This is a genomic window from Dyella sp., assembly GCF_035508675.1.
In the GTDB taxonomy this organism is placed as follows: domain Bacteria; phylum Pseudomonadota; class Gammaproteobacteria; order Xanthomonadales; family Rhodanobacteraceae; genus Dyella_B.
This window is the reverse complement of record NZ_DATJMN010000367.1, coordinates 1-17,034: the sequence shown is the minus strand read 5'-3', so window position 1 is coordinate 17,034 and position 17,034 is coordinate 1. Positions and strand designations below refer to the sequence as shown.

Sequence of the window (17,034 nt, the reverse complement as noted above, 5' to 3'; positions counted from 1 at the left end):
GTCGCAAGGACAGCAGTTACGGTTGGTACGCCCTAAGCACGCTGTTCTTCTTCGCTTACGGCATTAATTTCATCGCCAGCAGTGCATGGCCCTTTTCCAGTACTGATGGATGGGAGGCGTTCAACGCCGTTGCATACGTGGCTGCCGCTTCCGGTTTCGCCATATTTCTATTGCGCTACTGCGATCGCCGCTGGCCGCGGTTGGAAATTGCGTTGTTGGCGATTAACGCGGTGTCGTTCGTCGTTGCGCTCTTTGTGCCTTCGCTGGCCGGAATCCACCGCGGCCTATATTTTGCGATAGGCGGCACTGTTTACTACGCCGCCATCGCGGGATTCGCATGGCATGCTGTGCGCGGTCGACGCACGGATCATCTTGTTCTGGCGGCATGCCTGGTGATCCCGTTATTGGTTTCGGTCCACGATTTCCTGCTCTTTTACGGGGTAATCAGTGGCGACATGTATTTGTTGGCCATTACGTCGCCACTGAACATCGTCGGCATGGGTTTTGCGCTTGCTTATCGTTTTGCGGCCGCCATGAAACGCGTGGAGGGTTTCAACGTTGAACTCAAGCGCGAAGTCGACGCAGCAACGCAGCAGCTCGGCGAAACGCTGGAGCGCGAACATACGCTGGCTTTGCACAACACACGCATTGGCGAACGGCTCAATCTGGTACGCGATCTGCACGACGGATTCGGCGGCAGCCTTTTAAGCGCCATTGCAAGCCTGGAAAGCCAGCGCTCACCGGCGGATTCCGCACGCACCATCTCGATGCTGAAGGAGCTGCGCGATGACCTGCGCCTCATCATCGATACGACCACCCAGGCAAATACTGACCTCAACGATGTGTTGGCGCCACTGCGTCACCGCTGGAGCCAGCACCTGAATGCTGTTGGTATCGAGGTTCATTGGCAACTCGAGGACCTGCACGGGGTGAACCTGGGGGCGGCGAAAAGCCTCGATCTACTTCGCCTGTTGCAGGAGGCACTCACTAACGTGCTCAAGCACAGCCGTGCTTCCCGGGTCGACATAGCGCTGTTTCTTCGCGAGCAATATCTGCACGCCAAGGTACATGACAATGGGAGCGGCTTCGACACATCGTCACAAGGCAATGGCACTGGCCTGACCAGCCTCCGCACGCGGGCAATACGTCTTGGAGGTCAACTGCGGATAGACGCTGCGCCTGGGCAAGGCGCGGCGCTGCATGTGGACTTTCCTGTGCCCGGTACGTTGGGATGAAATCCCAACCTACGCTTCGATCCAGGCATACCTCAAGAGCCAAAGCCACTGCAACGAACCTTGGTAAGTCCGCGCTTAAGGCGACACTGCCTTAACTAGAACCCCTTTTTCACCCCCAACCGAATGGACTGATCATGCGCATGCGGCTGCGCCAGGTATTCGTAGTCGGTGGTAATGAGCAGGTTGCCGGGCAATTGCAAATCGCCTCCCACACCCAGCTCTACGCTTGTGCCGTTGGCGGTATAGGGATTGCTCAGTACGCTCCATGAGCCCGCCGATGGAACGAATGCATAACTCAATGCCGTATCGCTGGTACCCTGAAAGTCGTGCCCGACTTCCAGCCGCACATGCGGTATGAAAATCCCCGCGCCAAGTGCCACCTGCCCACTTGCACGAATGCCTGCAATGGCCTGCGTCGTACGTACGGTTTGGCTGCCGTATGTAAGCGCCTCGGCCACGTCACCCGTCTCCGAGTAACTGTTCAGCGACGACAACGATCCTTCGAATCGACCATAAGGCGAAAATAGCCAGCCGGCCGTTTTGTATTCATAGCCGAAGCTGAGCGAACCGAACCATTGGCTGCCATTGCGATGGCCCACGAGGAATGTACCGGTATCGGTGCCATAACGCCGGCTGTCGAAGCTCAACCCGCCACCACCCAGCACGCCATCGATATAAACATGCTCTGCCGGCTGCAAACTTCCATAGAGCGCCGCGCTATAGCCTTTTGCCACGCTGCGCGTACCATCGTTGCCGATGTCGCTGTTGTCGTGGTTGTAGCCAACACTCAAGCCGATCACGCCATGCTGTCCGATACGTTGGTCGGCTCCCGCGTTCACTGCGATGTTGTCCGAGTCGAACCCGGATGCTTGCCGATACGCATCGAAAGATCCGAAATTCGCCGATCCGCCTATCCATACACCCAGGCCTGAAGCGCTGGCTTTTGCGGGGGACGAAGTCTCGCTGGACGGCGCAGTGGATGAAGAAGGGGTTTCCCCGCTTTCGGCGGCACCGATGCCTTGTCGCATGGCGGAGCCATCGGCTGGAACCCCGTTTACGGCAATGCTTGCACCGCTGGTCCTCGCCCCGCCTGTCATCTGCAACGGCTTGCCGTGCAGACTGACGGACAAATTATTGCTGAAGAGGGAGGTGTCCTCGTTATCGTGCAAGCTCTCCAACCGGCTTTGAATATTGCCGAGCTGGCTTTGCGCGAAGCGTTGCGCCTGCGTTGTCTGCGCATCGACCAGGCCCAATACATTCGGATTCTTCGACGGGTCGGGTTGATCGCTTACCAACACCAGCACGTCCACCGTGACCGAGTTGCCCGTTTCGGTGGTCAGCAACGCAGTGATTTGCACCAAGCCGTGAAAGCCAGCCTGGGGAGCGAACGTCAGCACCACAGGCTGACTCAGCGTGACGCTGCCCGAATTGCCGGGTGAAAGACCCAGCAGCGCCGAGGAAACATAGCTGCCCGGTGCGATGCCAGCCAGGTTAACCGCCACTGGCGAACCCGGTGCCGTGGTCACCGTCGTGCTGTGACCCGCGGCGCGACCGGCCGCAGTCACTGTCACACTAATCGTGGCCGGTTGCGAACTTCCGAAGTGATTGCTCACTTCATACTTGAATGTGTCGATGCCGGTAAAACCAGTCGTTGGGGCATACGTGATCTGGTTGCCGCTCACCGTCGCGGTACCGTGCGTGGGCTGTGCCGCCACGCTCACTCCGGTAAAAGGCTGCTGGCCGCCGGCGCCGGCGATCGCGTCCACCACCACGGGGGTACCCGTCGTCGTTGCTACCGAGAGCGCGGCAGCAGACGGAACATTCAAGGGCGTCACCGCAATGTTCACCGTGGCCGGCGAGGATGTGCCGCCGGGGTTGGTTGCCGTATAGGTAAAACTGTCAGCGCCAGCGTAGAACGTCGAAGATGGCGTATACGTAACGGTCTCACCCGACACATTCACCGTGCCATGCGCAGGCCGGGAGGTTAGCGATACCGATGTGATATCGACACCCGTGATGGAACTGGCCAGGTCGATCGTCGCAGTGGTGTTGTAAACGGTGCTCACCGATTTCGCCGCTACCGTCGGTGCGACCGGCGTTCCGACGTTGATCGTTACCGTGGCCGGGCTGGATGTGCCGCCAGAATTGGTGGCGGTGTAGGTAAAACTATCGCTGCCGCCATAGAGCGTGGACGATGGCGTATAGGTAACGATCTTGCCCGACACACTTGCCGTGCCATGTGCAGGCTGTGCGGCTATGGATACCGATGTGATACCGGCACCCGTGATGGAACTGGTCAGATCGATCGCCGCAGCTGTGTTGTACGCCGTGCTTGCCGATTTCGCCGTCACCATCGGCGCAGCCGGTGTTCCGACGTTGATCGTTACCGTGCCCGGAGTGGACGTGCCACCGGGATTGGTAGCGGTGTAGGTAAAACTGTCGCTTCCACCATAGAACGTTGACGATGGCGTGTAAGTAACGGTTTCACCGGACACACTCACCGTGCCATGCGAAGGCTGGCCAGTTATCACTACTGCGGTGATATCCACACCCGTGATCGCCGCCGACAAATTGATGCTTATGGGCGTGTTGTAAGCGGTGCTCGCCGACTTGGCCGATACGGTAGGCGCAGTGGGTGTTCCCACCGCCAGTGGGTACGCTTGGCTGCCGGAGAAGTTGTTGCCGTCCTTGGCGACAACCGTGAAGCTGAAACTGCCATTGGTGGTCGGTGTGCCGGATAACAACCCTGCCGGACTCAATGTCAGACCGGCCGGCAAGTTACCGCTGAGCGAGAAAGCGTAAGCCCCGTTTCCGCCGCCCGCACTTAACTGCTGACTGTAAGCCGTTCCCTGCTGTCCCGATGGCAGGCTGGCGGGCGTTATCGTGATGCTGGGTGCGCTGACCGTGAGCGTATAGCTTTGCGTGGTTGAGAACGGTGCAGCCGGTCCCGTGGAGCTGTCGCTGGCGCGAACGGTGAAGTTGAACGTTCCCGCAGTCAGTGTTGTGCCAGACAGCAACCCTGTCGAGGCGTTCAGGCTGAGCCCCGGCGGTAGCGCACCGCTCGCCATGGCATAGGTATAGGGGGCGGTGCCGCCACTCGCGGCAAGCGTTTGCGAGTAACTGCTTTCGGCGACTGCGTTGGGCAACGATGTCGGCGACAGCGCAAGCGTTGGCGCACTGATCGAGATCGAAACCGTAGCGGGGCTGGATGTGCCTGCAGCATTGCTGGCGGTATAGGTAAAACTGTCGGGACCCGCATAGCCGGCGTTGGGTTTATAGGTGATCGACGTGCCACTGGCGACAGCCACGCCGTGTGAAGGAGCACCGGCGACCGCCACCGATGTCGGATTGCCCGCGACGCTCAAGGCGATCGCATTGTTGCCGCTGTCGAAAGCGACCGTCGCACTGACGGCATTCGCCGTGGGTGCGGCGAACGTAAAGGAACTGCCCGTGGCCGTACCCGCATCGGTGGTCACGCTGATCGAGACCGTGCCCGAACCATTGGGAACGGCCGCGGTAATCGAAGATGCGTTATTGACGGTAAAGCTAGTAGCGGGCGTACCGCCGAAGCTCACTGCGGTAGCGCCGTAAAAGCCGCTGCCCGTGATGGTTATGGTGCTGCCAGGGGCACTGGAGGATGGACTAACGCCCGATACGACCGGTGCGATGGACTGACAAGTGACGCTGAAAGTGACCGTAGCGGCGGTCAGATTCTCGATACCGTCAGCGCCTGCGCCCGAGCCTCCCTCCGTACCGGATACCGTGCCCCCGCTATCACTCATCTGAAGGAACGATCCAACGTAGTACACCTGACCTGACGCAGTGAGGGTTACCTGATCGCCTTGATTGACTGGCTGATTGTTCCCCAGAAATTCGGTGTATTGATAAGCCGTCAGCGCGCCTGATTGCCCGTTGAGCGCTTGGCAGCCCGGCGAAGCCAGCGCCCAGTTGGGCGACACCAATAAGCCGACCAGCCACGCCAAAACCAATAACCCCAGGCGCGAATGCCATCGCGCCTTATGCCGCTTCGTGTTCATCGCCCTGTTCCTGCAATCCCGACGGACGCAGCGCCGCCAGGCTGTCACCATTATTTTCGTGCCCCCATCACGACGACACCCCCGATTTCGGGGGTGTCGAGGAACGCAATAGGCGATTCGAACGTAGGTATCGTGATGCCCTAGTGCCCCTGAGGCCGCTCGATCAAGCAGGCGGCGATAGCCTTCGCTCAAAAAGATCCCCGAGATCATGCCCCCTCTGAAGGACAATCGACCCCGCACCTTTCAATGACATAGCTCGTGGTGGGTGGCTCTGGCGCGAACCCAAAGCGGACCGCGGCAGTGATACCAGGATATTTGGAGTGTATTTCGGGCGCTGGAGTTTCGATGATGGATCGTAGGCACATTGGCCTCGGCAGCGTTGAAGCCGCGCCATCCAGGCACTAGGAAGTGATATCATTTTGATATATATCTAGGCTACCCTGAGGAGACCTAGTCATGAATGAGCGCCATGGATTTTCGATCGCCGGTATTCCATTTATAGCGGTCTGCACCGCCGCCTTTCTGGTGGGCATCGGCTTGCTCTTCCACGTTGGACTCTCCGCACTACCCTCCTGGATTGGCCTGACTGCTATCCCCGCCTTTGTCCTTGCTGCTTGGGTGCTCCGAGGCTTTTTCCAGGTTGCGCCTAACGAAGGACAGGTACTGCAACTATTTGGCAGCTATGCGGGCACGGTGCGCACGGAGGGTCTGCGTTGGACCAATCCTTTCTGCACGCGGCGCCGCGTTTCACTACGTACGCGAAACTTCGAAAGCAGCAAATTGAAGGTCAACGACAGTGACGGCAATCCGATCGAAATCGCGGCCGTAATTGTTTGGCAGGTCGTCGATACCGCCGAAGCGACGTTCTGCGTGGATAGCTATGAAAACTTCGTGCAGGTCCAAAGCGAATCTGCGCTTCGCCAGATGGCGCAGAGTTACCCCTATGACGGGCATGACGATGGCAAGCCATCACTGCGCAGCCACGGTGACGACATCAACAATCACCTGCGCGACGAAATTCAGGCGAGACTCGACAAGGCTGGCGTACGGATCAGCGAAGCGCGGATCAGTCATCTCGCCTACGCGCAGGAGATCGCCCAGGCGATGCTGCAACGCCAGCAAGCAGGCGCCATCATTGCGGCGCGGCAACGCATCGTTGACAGCGCCGTAGGCATGGTTGCCATGGCACTGGAAAAGCTACGCACCCAGGGCGTGGTCGATCTCGACGAAGAGCGGAAAGCTGCTATGGTCAGCAACCTACTGGTCGTACTGTGCGGCGAACGCGGGACACAACCGGTGCTCAATACGGGCACGCTGCACAATTAATGGCGACATGAGCGCTGAAAAAAAAGCTTTTCCACTGCGCATCAGTGCAAACGTTCTAGATGCAGTGCAACGCTGGGCCGACGATGAGCTACGCAGCGTTAACGCGCAAATAGAGTTCGTGTTGCGGGAGGCGCTCTATAAAAGTGGCCGATTGAAAGCAGCCAAGGTAAAGCCGGTAATGGATGACGATAGCGGCTAGCTGCAGCATTGGCCGGAACGGCCCATGGCAATAAGGTTCCGTCTACCCATAGTCCGGCTGAAGTTATCGTTGAAAGCGGACGCCAAGAGCGATCATTGAGAAGATGCCTTGGCCAGCCACGCCCTCCTCGATTGACATGTATCCATCGCGCGCTGGTAGCCCTCGCGTGCGCTGGTGCGTGCCATATACGACCGCTCCACCTCGCCAAGGGTGACGCCCCCACTGGTTTGGGCCAACTCCAGGGCGTACGTCACCGAGATGTCGGCGGCCGTGAAATGCTCGCCGGCAAGATAGGGGGTGCGGGCAAGCTGTCGCGTCACCAGCGTCAACCGGCTCTCGAAAACGCTTAGCGCCTGGCCTGCGCTCCAGTTCTGCCGTTCAGATTCCGGCGCAAAATTGCGGGCGCCAACGACGAAATAAATGGACGCCGCAAGCCCGGCTTCGCCGAGGTGAAGGAACTGTTGGTACGCGGGGAAGGCAAGATCTTGCGGGCTTGGCGCCAGCGGCGTCGGCCCGTAGCGAGCCATCAGGTATTCCATGATCGCAATGGACTCGACCATCGTGACGTCGCCGTCCTGAATCGCTGGAATAAAACCGGCAGGATTGATGGCGAGGAATTCCGCGTCCTGCTCGACGCCGGCCAGAAGGTCTACCGGCCTCAGCCGGTAGGCAAGCCCCATCTCCTCCAACAGCCAAACAACCCTGAAGCCTCGCCCTTCGCCAAAGACGGTGATCATCGTTCGCAATCCTTCTTCGATTCGGCCCGGTCGGCCAACCATAGGAAGACGAACGTGAATTTCAAAAATCGACATGACCGGCGAAACTTGCATTGGGAACCGGTGCAGACGCTCGCTTCGCAAGTTCCAGCGACGGGGCTCAGGACCCCAAAGCGCCATCTGGCCATCGTCCATGGACGCTAGGTCGGTTCAGTAACGATCGGCCTGCCAAGCTGCCTCAACCAGCGATAGTGCGAGGCGATGCCTGCGGCAAACGTGCGGTGCTCAAGATAGGCAACACCGAACTCGCGACAGGTGTCCTTCACCACGCACGAAACCGCCGGATAGTGTACGTGGGAGATGCGCGGAAACAGGTGGTGTTCCACCTGAAAATTCAGTCCACCGATCAACCAGCCAAGGGCACGATTGCCGCGGGCAAAGTCCACCGTGGTTTCCAGTTGATGAATGGCCCACGGCTTGTCGATTCGAAGGCTTCCTTCATGCGGCACCGGAAAGGCCGCCGCTTCCACCACATGGGCCATCTGGAATACCAGTGCCAGCAGAACGCCCGCGACAGCCGCCGTCGTCACGTAGAAAAGCGCGACAACACCGATCGAATGGAAGACCAGCGGCACCCCAAAAGCAAGCGCAAAGAATGCCAGCTTGCCGAGCACAAATGCGGCCAGGTCCCAGCCGCGCGGCCGCACAAACGGCCGCGTGCCGATGGTACCGGTGATGATGTCGCGGAAATCATCGTATAGATGCCAGCGGATCACGGTAACGCCGTACAGCACCCATAGGTAGATATGCTGCCAGCGGTGCCACGGGCGCCACGGCTGTTCTGGCGACAGGCGCCCGAACACGCCGAGGTCGATGTCGCTGTCGTGGTCTGCGACATTGACCCACGTATGATGAAACCGCCCGTGCTTCCACTGCCAGATGTACGAACTTCCGCCGACCATGTCGAGCGTCATCGCCATCATCCGGTTGATCCAGCGATGCTCCGAGTAGGCTTGGTGGCCGCCGTCATGCATGATGTTGAAGCCGACCCCGGCAGTGGCCACTCCAAGCACGACGCTTAGCAGCAAGGCTTCCCATGTCTCGCGCGCAAAGAACACGAGCGCCACATAAGCAAGGGTGAAGATGACGAGGATCACTGCGGTCTTCAGATACATCTGGGCGCTGTCGCGCTGAGCGCGGCCCGCACGCTTGAACTCGGCATCGACCCGCTGCCGCAATTCACGATGGAACGCGTTGTCGCTGCTGAATTTCAGCGACTTATCGTGGACGTCGGGCGGTTGGACAACCTCGCTACGGTGGAGTGGTGATTCAGAGGACATGCAAGTACTTGGTGCGCATCGCGCTGCCTGGGGAGTGAGATCGATTGCAAGGTTGCGCCGTGGCAACTTCTTTGGCAATCGGGAGCGCCCGAATCTATCGTTCTATCGGAATCCGACACGAAACGAGAGAGGGTTTGTCGACTAATGAAGGCTGTGATACCAAAGCGCCTCCATGCCCAAACGGGTTGCGCATACCTTGGTCTGCTCCATTGTCACCAAGCCAGCCTCACGCAGGCGGCGCAGATCGGCAAGGCGCCTTATCGTGCGGATGGGCAACGGGCAGCACTTCACGATCTCGCCCAACAGCGCCCACTGCTTACTATTCAAACCAAGGGATGGACGGATGTTCATGCTTTCCTGCTTGCCAGCAATCCGTGCGCGACGCGTTATAGCCGTCAATGGCCGGGTGATGTCACTGCAACCATACGCTCATAGCGGGCGGCAAATGTTAGTTTCTTTGTGTGACGCGCGGTGTTTGAGTGCCTATGACGCTCAATGAGGCTAGCGCTGCGATTAGCCGGACCGGCTCCACATGGACTCAATGTCATCCTTTACGGCGTTATCAACTTCCTCTGCAGAAACGCCTTTAAGTTCGTCAATACGACCGTGCCGCATTCCGTAGAAATGATCGCTGCGCCTGTAGGTGGCCGTCCAGGTGACGCGATCGGAGTTTGCGTACTGGTAGTCACCTTCATACGTAAATCCATTTTTTGTCTTGCCAGTAACCATTGCCATGGCTGTTGCCTTTCGGTAGGTCTGCACCCAGCATAGCCCTTATCGAGGCCGAAGCGATGCCAGCAAGCGCATCTAGGCCTGACATGCGTGGCTTTTTTGAATTGCCGCAATCACGTCGCCAGATCACGCCCAAGTAACAACGGTAAGCGCATGCTGATGAAGCGCCGGGAAAGTAAACCTTCTCCTTGGCAGGCGTCTCAGCCACACGGTCCTGTTCCCTAACGCCAACTGAGTACTTCTCCGATTTCTTTGTCGGAGCTGCGGCTTCGTCCGCTCAAAATCCGCCCCACGGATCATCACTCAAGGCGAACTCATGTCTACTCATGATTCCAATACCTCGCACGTTTCTTCCAAGAACATCGTTGATACGGCAGCGGCCAACGGCTCCTTTCATACGCTAGGCAAGGCCATCGAAGCGGCCGATCTGACGAGTGTCCTGAAGGGTTCCGGTCCCTACACGTTTTTTGCTCCAACGGATGCGGCATTCGAAAAGCTGCCCAAAGGCACGCTGGAAAACTGGCTAAAGCCCGAGAACAAGGCGGAACTGGTCTCCGTCTTGAAGTATCACGTACTGCCAGGCCGCGCTTCGGCCGTTGAGCTCGAAAAATTGACCGCACCAAAAATGATGCAGGGCCAAAGCGCAACGGTAAAGAAAGATGGCGAAGCACTCAGCATAGCGGGTGCCAAAATCACGCAACGGGACATCGCGTCGAGCAATGGCGTCATCCACGCCATCGATGCGGTTATCGTACCCACCAAGCACTAACCGACAGGCGCTTATGGTCAGCGCGACCTCGCCGTAACGCACCGATCGGAGACGCCATGGATGGCATTCGGCTGCCCGCTTCCCACCCGGAGCGGGCATTCGGAATAGGGTTCGTATTTGCTTCGCTTTGCCAAGACGCGCGATCGATGTAGCGCTCAATATGAGCAGCCTGCATTGCGTAAAGAAATGCACCGTTCCGTCCCGGAAGGCGTGTGATATACGCTCCTTTCGAATTGCTATTTACCCGGGAGGGGAGCATGATCGATCGAGCTGGGTGCGTATAGAACCCGGCATCTCACCTGCGATCGCAATTATCGCCTTTGAGCCCTACCTTGCCTCTCACCATGCAGGGTCCTTTCCAGCATCGTCGCAGATCTCCGCGACGTGTCCTTTTAGGTAGGCCGATCATGCCCCGTAATGTCGAACCGCTTTCAGCGGCGCAGATTCATAGTGTTTATGCACCGAAGGATTCGCCGAAGACCCCGGGGGTCGCGATAGATGAGGCTCGTTATTCAAAGACTTCCGTCTTTAAACGCGAACCGGGGCACTCAGGGCGTACATCATCGCGTCCTGATTTGACGAACAAGCAGAAAAAGTACTGACGATTATCGAGTAGAAAGAGGCTTCCGCCTCTTTGGGCAAGGACACCCTCGTTGGAAAGGAGGCACGGATGCCTCAGTGAGTTCGTGCCATGTTTTCGTTGACATGGCCATGTCATGGACGGATGGCAATATTCAACGCAGCTTGATGGCGTACAAGCCAGTCCGGCCGCCATTCGATCACCCGCCACTCTTCCGATCGCGCACCATCCCTGCGCCAATGCTTTAAGCATGGACTCAGCCCGGCGTTCGCCGGGGCGACCCATCAAGGGATGCCCGAAGCTTTCTTCAAGCGCGTAGGCTGGGATGAAATCCCAGCTTTCCTGGGCATTGCGAGGCTGGGATTCCATCCCAGTCTACGAAGCTGAAATAGCAAGGCACCTCGCCAAAGCAAGGCAAGCGCGGTTTGTCAGGCCCGACCAGGTTTTTTCTTTTCCACTTTGGGCTTTTCAGGCGCCTGACCTGAATGCTGAGCATCGCGCGCAAAGTTGTTGGTGGACTTGAAGTCTTTCGCCTGCTCGACCGCCGACGTGATCTTTTTGCCGGAATAGACCGAATGAATGGCCGCTACCGACAAAGGCTTGACTGGGTTGTTCATACGGATACCTGGCGATAGGCCACGAAACAACTCAACATACTCCTAAAACGATCGGCTGTGTCGATTCGTTCTTTTTGATATCAACCCGGCGCTGCCGGTACAGCATCCCCTATGCGGACATGGTGTACCATGGGTCTCCGCGAGCCATGTGCCTCTGCCCGGCGTCCCGCGCGACTGCCCACGGTTGTCCGCTTCGCTCCCTCATCTCACGCCCTTCGGGAGCATCGATGCCATTCCAATCGCTGCACGGACATGACCCAGTTCGCTAGGCATGCGAAAGGCAAGGCACATTGCGCCATCTGCGATGCGGTGTGTTGCCGCCTGATGGTCGTTCTGGAATCCGAGGACAACATTCCTGCCCACCTCACCACGCAGCTTCCGCAAGGCCATCGCGTGATGGCGCACGCTGACGACGGGTGGTGCGTCGCGATGGATCGTACCCGCATGAACTGCAGCATCTATGAAAATCGCCCCGCGGTCTGTCAACGATTCGTGATGGGCGGCCCGTACTGCAAGGCCATCCGTACGGAGTACGTCAAACAACGTACCGGCACCATCGAGATCACCCTGAAATGAGAGGAACCCATCATGGCTAACTATCGCCAATCCGGCACCGGCACCCCTTATAGCGGCGGCGCCTCTCCCAAGACACTGACCAGCGAGCGCATTGCCGCGGACATTGCCGCGTTCAATAAATCAGGCGGACGCATTGAAGTGCTAGGTAATACGCCGTTTCATCACAAGCCCAAAGAGGACCAGGCTTCCGCACGCGCAGATGGTACCTCGACGGCCCCCGCGCCATCCTTGGACAAGAAGTAAGCATCGCCGTTGCGGCGAAGCACTGCATGGCATACAACGCATCCATTGCATTGAATAAGCGAGACAACTCACTTGGCAAAACCAAACTATTCCTTTGAAAAGCGCCAGCGCGAACTGGCCAAGAAGAAACAACAAGACGCCAAGCAGGCGAAGAAGAAAGGCGGGCGCGACAACGTCAAGCCCGGCGAAACCAAGCGCGAGCCACCCAGCGGTTATCTATGAATGCGTCCGCGCCTGCCGCCCCAAAGGTATGGGTGGATGGCGACGCTTGCCCCAGCGTGATCAAGGCAATTCTATTCCGTGCCGCCGAGCGCGCCCGCATCCAGGTGACACTGATCGCCAACCACAGCTTGCCGCGGCCACCGTCGCGCTACATCAGCGCGCTCGTCGTCAGGGGCGGGCTTGACGAGGCCGACAATGAAATCGTCGAACGCATGCAGTCCGGTGATCTGGTCGTCACCCAAGATATTCCCCTCGCCGCGCGCGTGATCGACAAAGGCGGCGTAGCGATCAATCCCCGCGGCGAACGCTATACGCCCGACAACATGGCCGAGCGTTTATCGATGCGCAATTTTTCGGAAGAACTGCGCGGCGCCGGAGTTCACACAGGCGGGCCATCGGCCTTCCACGCGCGCGATCGACAGGCCTTTGCCAATCAGCTCGATCGCTGGTTAGCGCAACGTACGTCGTAAAAAAGGCTCAACCCTAACGGAGCCCCGTAGGTTGGCGGTGAGGCAACGCCGAACCCCAACATCGCGTTCTACATGGCAACGTTGAGGTTCGCATGCGCTCACCGCCAACCTACGTGCTATGCGATCATGCCGCATGACCGCTTTCAGCACGCTCCCGCTCAAACCCGCCCTGCTCGCCAGTGTCGAGACACTCGGCTATACCGACATGACCCCCGTCCAAGCGCAAAGCCTGCCGGCCATGCTGGAAGGGCGCGACGTGATTGCGCAGGCACAGACCGGCAGCGGCAAAACTGCCGCCTTCGGGCTGAGCTTGCTGCAATCCTTGCAGGTGGAAACCATTCGCTTGCAGGCGCTGGTGCTATGTCCCACGCGCGAACTGGCCGATCAGGTAAGCAAAGCCATTCGCAAGCTCGCGGCCAATATCCCGAACGTCAAGCTGCTGACCTTGTGCGGCGGCATGCCGCTGGGGCCGCAATTGGCATCGCTCACGCACGATCCGCACATCGTGGTCGGCACACCCGGCCGCGTACAGGAACATTTGAAGCGCGGGAGCCTGCACGGCGGCGGCATCAAGGTGCTGGTGCTGGACGAGGCCGACCGCATGCTGGACATGGGTTTCAGCGAGGCCATCGACGACATCGTCAGCCGTATCGCCAAGCATCATCAAACGCTGCTTTTTTCGGCCACCTATCCGGACGATATCCGCGACGTAAGCCGGCGCATGCAGCGCAATCCCGTCGAAATCACCGTCGCGGCGCCGCTCGATATACAGCCTGCGATCGAGCAGCGATTCATCGACGTTGAACCGGCCAGCAAAATCGACGCGCTGGCGACGCTGCTAACCGGCGAACGCGGCCAGCACGCACTGGTGTTCTGCAATATGCGGCGCGACGTGGACGCCGTGGCGGACGAACTGGATCGCCGCGGTTTTTCTGCGCTAGCGTTGCACGGCGACATGGAGCAACGCGATCGTGACGAAGTGCTGGTGCAATTCGCAAACCGCAGTTGCGCCGTGCTGGTGGCTACCGATGTGGCAGCACGCGGACTCGACATCACCGCCCTGCCGCTGGTGATCAGCTACGACGTTGCCCACGACCCCGATACGCATACCCACCGTATCGGCCGCACCGGCCGCGCCGGTCAAACCGGCTTGGCGGTAACGCTATGTACGCCACGCGAGCAACCCAAGGCGCAAAACATCGAACAGATGCTTGGCAAGCCGTTGCCCTGGCATCCGCTGAAGCTTTCTTCGCCGCGCGGCAAGACACTGAATTTGGCGCCGATGAAAACCTTGGTCATCGATGCCGGCCGCCAGGACAAGCTTCGCCCCGGCGACATCCTCGGCGCACTCACCGGCAGCGCCGGCCTGAGCGCCGATGACGTCGGCAAGATCGATGTTTTCGCCACGCGCGCCTACGTGGCGGTCAACCGTGCACTCGCGAACAAGGCCCTGGAACGCTTGCGCGCCGGGAAGATCAAGGGGCGCAATCTGCGGGTGCGCACGCTGGGTTAGCGTGGCAACTGGAAATGCGGAACAACCCCGGTCTTTCCAGGCGATCGATTCACGCGGCGCGTATATCTCGCGTCAATGGCGATGCCGAACAGGCCGATAGGGTCATGCCGCCGCGAATTCGCCTGGCCAATGGTTTTGCTGCCCTCGTGCGGAAGACATGTATCTTCCAGGCCATCCACTCGACGCCGTCCTTGACCGGCTGAAGGTACGCCTCGGCCGGTTCGTAACATTTGCGCGCACGCCACCCGTCGATCAGCCTATTTTCGTGGCCTTTCCAGAGGTCATACCGCATGAGGTTTTTATGAAAAGGGCTATGTTGATGGGGGCCGCCCTGCTGCTGTTTGCCGGCAGCGGCGCCACCATGGATCGTTCCGATGGTGCCGCCACGCCGCAAGACGCGGCAGCAATCCAGCACGTGATGGACGTCTACCATCATGCCGTGGCCACGCACGACGGCCAGGCCGTGTCCGCACTGTTTCTCGACCGCGGCGGCAACTTGGTGAGCGTGTTGTCCGGCAAGGCCTTCGCTGTCGCGCGGACGAAGAATGCGTCAATACAGAAAGTGCGCATCACCAGCGCCCAGGATTTCGCCAAGTTCGTGGCGAGCACGACATCGTCGCTCGATCCTCGCCATACCGACGTTCGGATCACCAGCGACGGCACGGTGGCTTCGGTGTATTTTCATTTCGACTTTGTCATCGACGGCAAAGTGGAGAATCACGGCGATGAAACATGGCAACTGGTCAAGACCGCCGATGGCTGGCGCATCGTGGCCATTACCTATTCGTCGAATCCCGGAACAGCGTGAATCATTGCCGCATGTACGGACATGGCGCGCCCGAGTGGCATGATAGGCGCGGTCCGCGAAACGGTAAGGACGATGGTGCGCCCGCTCCTGCATTCTCCCCCGACGATGGGCAACGGCCCGTATCCCAGGCTGCGCCTGGCGTTCGTGTCCGCGCTCGCCTGGACCGCCGTGGGTGTCGTTTTTGCCATGCCACGTTTCACCGCGAACGCGGCATGGTGGTCCATCCTGCGTGGTTCGGTGGCCGAGTGGTGGGCATGGGGTCTGCTCACCCCGCTGATTGTCGCGCTGGACCGGCGCCTGCCCATCGCAGTGAACAGCCTGGGAACGCGGCTGGCCGCCCATATCGTTATCGGCGTTCCGGCCACCTTGGTATACAGCTACGTCGCCGCAGCGCTGCGGGTGGTGGCCGGCACGCTGGCGTGGCAAGAAGCGGCCAGCCTCCGTCCTTTGCACGAGGCCTTGCGCGGCGGTTTTCTGTGGAACCTCCTGGTCTATCTGCTCGTGGTCGGCGGCTGGCAAGCCATGCAGTACAGCCAGCATTATCTTGCTTCACAGCTACGGCTCGAACGGCTCGAGCGCAATTTTTCCGAAGCGCGCTTGCATGTGCTGCGCATGCAACTCGATCCGCACTTTCTTTTCAACGCGCTGAATACCATCTCCTCCCTGGTCGCCAGCCAGCCCAAGCTCGCGCGCAGCATGATCGAGCAGCTGGGTGACTTGCTGCGCCTTTCGCTGGAATCCGGACGCCGGCAGCAGATCCGCCTTGGCGAGGAATTGGCGTTTCTCGGTCATTACCTCGCCATCCAGCAGACACGCTTCGGCGATAGCTTGCACGTCGTCGTCGATGTCCCTGCGCCGGTTCGCGACATCATCGTGCCAAGCCTCATCTTGCAACCGCTGGTCGAGAACGCGGTTCGCCACGGATTGCAGCCGCGGCCGGGCGGCGGCACCGTTTGGGTTCGGGCGGCGATCGAGGGCGAGATACTGCGTATTACCGTCGAGGATGACGGTGTCGGGCTTGGCGAGCCCTGGGCGGACGACCGCACCGGACTGGGGCTGGGTGTCACACGCGAACGTATTGCCATGCTTCATGGTAGGCAAAAGGCTGATCTGCAGATCGGTCCCCGCGAAGGCGGCGGCACACGGGTTCAGGTCTCGATACCCGCAAGCGTGACGGAGACGCATGACGATGAGTGAGCGAGGCGTTTATCGCGTACTCGTCGTCGACGACGAGCAGCCGGCGCGCCAGCGCTTGCGCGAATTGATACAGCATGATCCCGATGTCGCCGAGATCATGGAAGCCGAGAATGGACTCGACGCCGTAGAAGCGATCTTGCAGAAACAGCCCGACATCGTCTTCCTGGACGTCCAGATGCCGGGACTCGATGGCCTCGGCGTGATCGATGCGATCGGCATCGAGCGCATGCCGGTGGCGGTATTCGTGACAGCCTTCGACCAGCATGCCGTTCGCGCTTTCGAGTCGGCCGCCATCGACTATGTATTGAAGCCGTTCGGCGATGAACGCATGGAGGCCGCCTTTTCCCGCGCCAAATCGCGCCTCGACGATAGGCACGTGCGCGAATTCGGCCAAAGCGTGCTCAGGCTGCTCGATAGCCACCGCGTGGATCGACCGTTTCTCGATCGCATCGTT

The 17,034-nt window shown here is 59.4% G+C and carries 18 protein-coding genes; 12 read left to right on the top strand and 6 right to left on the bottom strand.

What is annotated here, in order from left to right; genetic code table 11:
* Positions 1 to 1,235 (top strand): sensor histidine kinase (locus tag VMA74_RS19740; protein ID WP_325370125.1); only part of this gene is annotated, 1,235 nt, incomplete at its 5' end.
* A 95-nt stretch (positions 1,236 to 1,330) separates the two neighbouring features.
* Here VMA74_RS19740 and VMA74_RS19735 read toward each other — a convergent pair.
* Complete coding sequence (locus VMA74_RS19735; RefSeq protein ID WP_325370123.1) at positions 1,331 to 5,272, bottom strand: Ig-like domain-containing protein; 3,942 nt, start codon at positions 5,270 to 5,272, stop codon at positions 1,331 to 1,333.
* Between the two features lie 456 nt (positions 5,273 to 5,728).
* Here VMA74_RS19735 and VMA74_RS19730 point away from each other — a divergent pair, with 456 nt between their 5' ends.
* Together VMA74_RS19730 and VMA74_RS19725 are read left to right on the top strand one after the other, a co-directional pair.
* Positions 5,729 to 6,598, top strand: a complete 870-nt coding sequence (locus tag VMA74_RS19730) for an SPFH domain-containing protein (protein WP_325370121.1) — start codon at positions 5,729 to 5,731, stop codon at positions 6,596 to 6,598.
* 7 nt (positions 6,599 to 6,605) lie between these two features.
* Positions 6,606 to 6,797, top strand: coding sequence for an Arc family DNA-binding protein (locus tag VMA74_RS19725; protein ID WP_325370119.1), 192 nt, complete (start codon positions 6,606 to 6,608; stop codon positions 6,795 to 6,797).
* 92 nt (positions 6,798 to 6,889) lie between these two features.
* Here the strand turns inward: VMA74_RS19725 and VMA74_RS19720 are convergent, their stop codons facing one another.
* The 4 genes from VMA74_RS19720 to VMA74_RS19705 form a co-directional block, all read right to left on the bottom strand.
* Positions 6,890 to 7,534, bottom strand: coding sequence for a glutathione S-transferase family protein (locus VMA74_RS19720; protein ID WP_325370117.1), 645 nt, complete (start codon positions 7,532 to 7,534; stop codon positions 6,890 to 6,892).
* 179 nt (positions 7,535 to 7,713) lie between these two features.
* Positions 7,714 to 8,931 carry an acyl-CoA desaturase gene (locus VMA74_RS19715; protein WP_325370115.1) on the bottom strand — a complete coding sequence of 406 codons (1,218 nt, stop codon included), beginning with the start codon at positions 8,929 to 8,931 and terminating at the stop codon, positions 7,714 to 7,716.
* 63 nt (positions 8,932 to 8,994) lie between these two features.
* Entirely contained in the window at positions 8,995 to 9,204 is a 210-nt protein-coding gene (locus VMA74_RS19710) for a hypothetical protein (protein WP_325370113.1), read from the bottom strand.
* Between the two features lie 162 nt (positions 9,205 to 9,366).
* Positions 9,367 to 9,588 (bottom strand): TonB-dependent receptor, encoded by a 222-nt coding sequence (locus VMA74_RS19705; protein WP_325370111.1) that lies wholly within the window; start codon positions 9,586 to 9,588, stop codon positions 9,367 to 9,369.
* A 313-nt stretch (positions 9,589 to 9,901) separates the two neighbouring features.
* Here VMA74_RS19705 and VMA74_RS19700 point away from each other — a divergent pair, with 313 nt between their 5' ends.
* Positions 9,902 to 10,354: a fasciclin domain-containing protein gene (locus VMA74_RS19700; protein WP_325370109.1), complete on the top strand. Its 453-nt coding sequence runs from the start codon at positions 9,902 to 9,904 to the stop codon at positions 10,352 to 10,354.
* Between the two features lie 1,008 nt (positions 10,355 to 11,362).
* Here VMA74_RS19700 and VMA74_RS19695 read toward each other — a convergent pair.
* On the bottom strand, positions 11,363 to 11,551 hold the full coding sequence (locus VMA74_RS19695; protein ID WP_325370107.1) for a hypothetical protein: 189 nt from the start codon (positions 11,549 to 11,551) through the stop codon (positions 11,363 to 11,365).
* Positions 11,552 to 11,803: 252 nt separating this feature from the next.
* On the opposite strand from VMA74_RS19695, the gene VMA74_RS19690 reads away from it, so the two are divergent.
* The 8 genes from VMA74_RS19690 to VMA74_RS19655 all read left to right on the top strand — a co-directional run.
* Complete coding sequence (locus tag VMA74_RS19690; protein WP_325370105.1) at positions 11,804 to 12,127, top strand: YkgJ family cysteine cluster protein; 324 nt, start codon at positions 11,804 to 11,806, stop codon at positions 12,125 to 12,127.
* Between the two features lie 12 nt (positions 12,128 to 12,139).
* Positions 12,140 to 12,370, top strand: coding sequence for a hypothetical protein (locus tag VMA74_RS19685; RefSeq protein ID WP_325370103.1), 231 nt, complete (start codon positions 12,140 to 12,142; stop codon positions 12,368 to 12,370).
* Between the two features lie 72 nt (positions 12,371 to 12,442).
* Positions 12,443 to 12,592, top strand: a complete 150-nt coding sequence (locus tag VMA74_RS19680; RefSeq protein WP_325370101.1) for a hypothetical protein — start codon at positions 12,443 to 12,445, stop codon at positions 12,590 to 12,592.
* Entirely contained in the window at positions 12,589 to 13,062 is a 474-nt protein-coding gene (locus VMA74_RS19675) for a YaiI/YqxD family protein (RefSeq protein ID WP_325370099.1), read from the top strand. Before VMA74_RS19680 ends, VMA74_RS19675 begins: the two co-directional genes overlap by 4 nt.
* A gap of 133 nt (positions 13,063 to 13,195) precedes the next feature.
* Entirely contained in the window at positions 13,196 to 14,575 is a 1,380-nt protein-coding gene (dbpA, locus tag VMA74_RS19670) for an ATP-dependent RNA helicase DbpA (protein WP_325370097.1), read from the top strand.
* A gap of 313 nt (positions 14,576 to 14,888) precedes the next feature.
* The gene (locus VMA74_RS19665; protein ID WP_325370095.1) at positions 14,889 to 15,383 is read left to right on the top strand and encodes a nuclear transport factor 2 family protein; all 495 of its coding nucleotides are present in this window, start codon (positions 14,889 to 14,891) and stop codon (positions 15,381 to 15,383) included.
* A 72-nt stretch (positions 15,384 to 15,455) separates the two neighbouring features.
* Complete coding sequence (locus VMA74_RS19660; protein WP_325370093.1) at positions 15,456 to 16,580, top strand: sensor histidine kinase; 1,125 nt, start codon at positions 15,456 to 15,458, stop codon at positions 16,578 to 16,580.
* Positions 16,573 to 17,034: LytR/AlgR family response regulator transcription factor (locus VMA74_RS19655; protein ID WP_325370091.1), on the top strand; the 462-nt coding region annotated here is incomplete at its 3' end. The genes VMA74_RS19660 and VMA74_RS19655, both read left to right, overlap by 8 nt.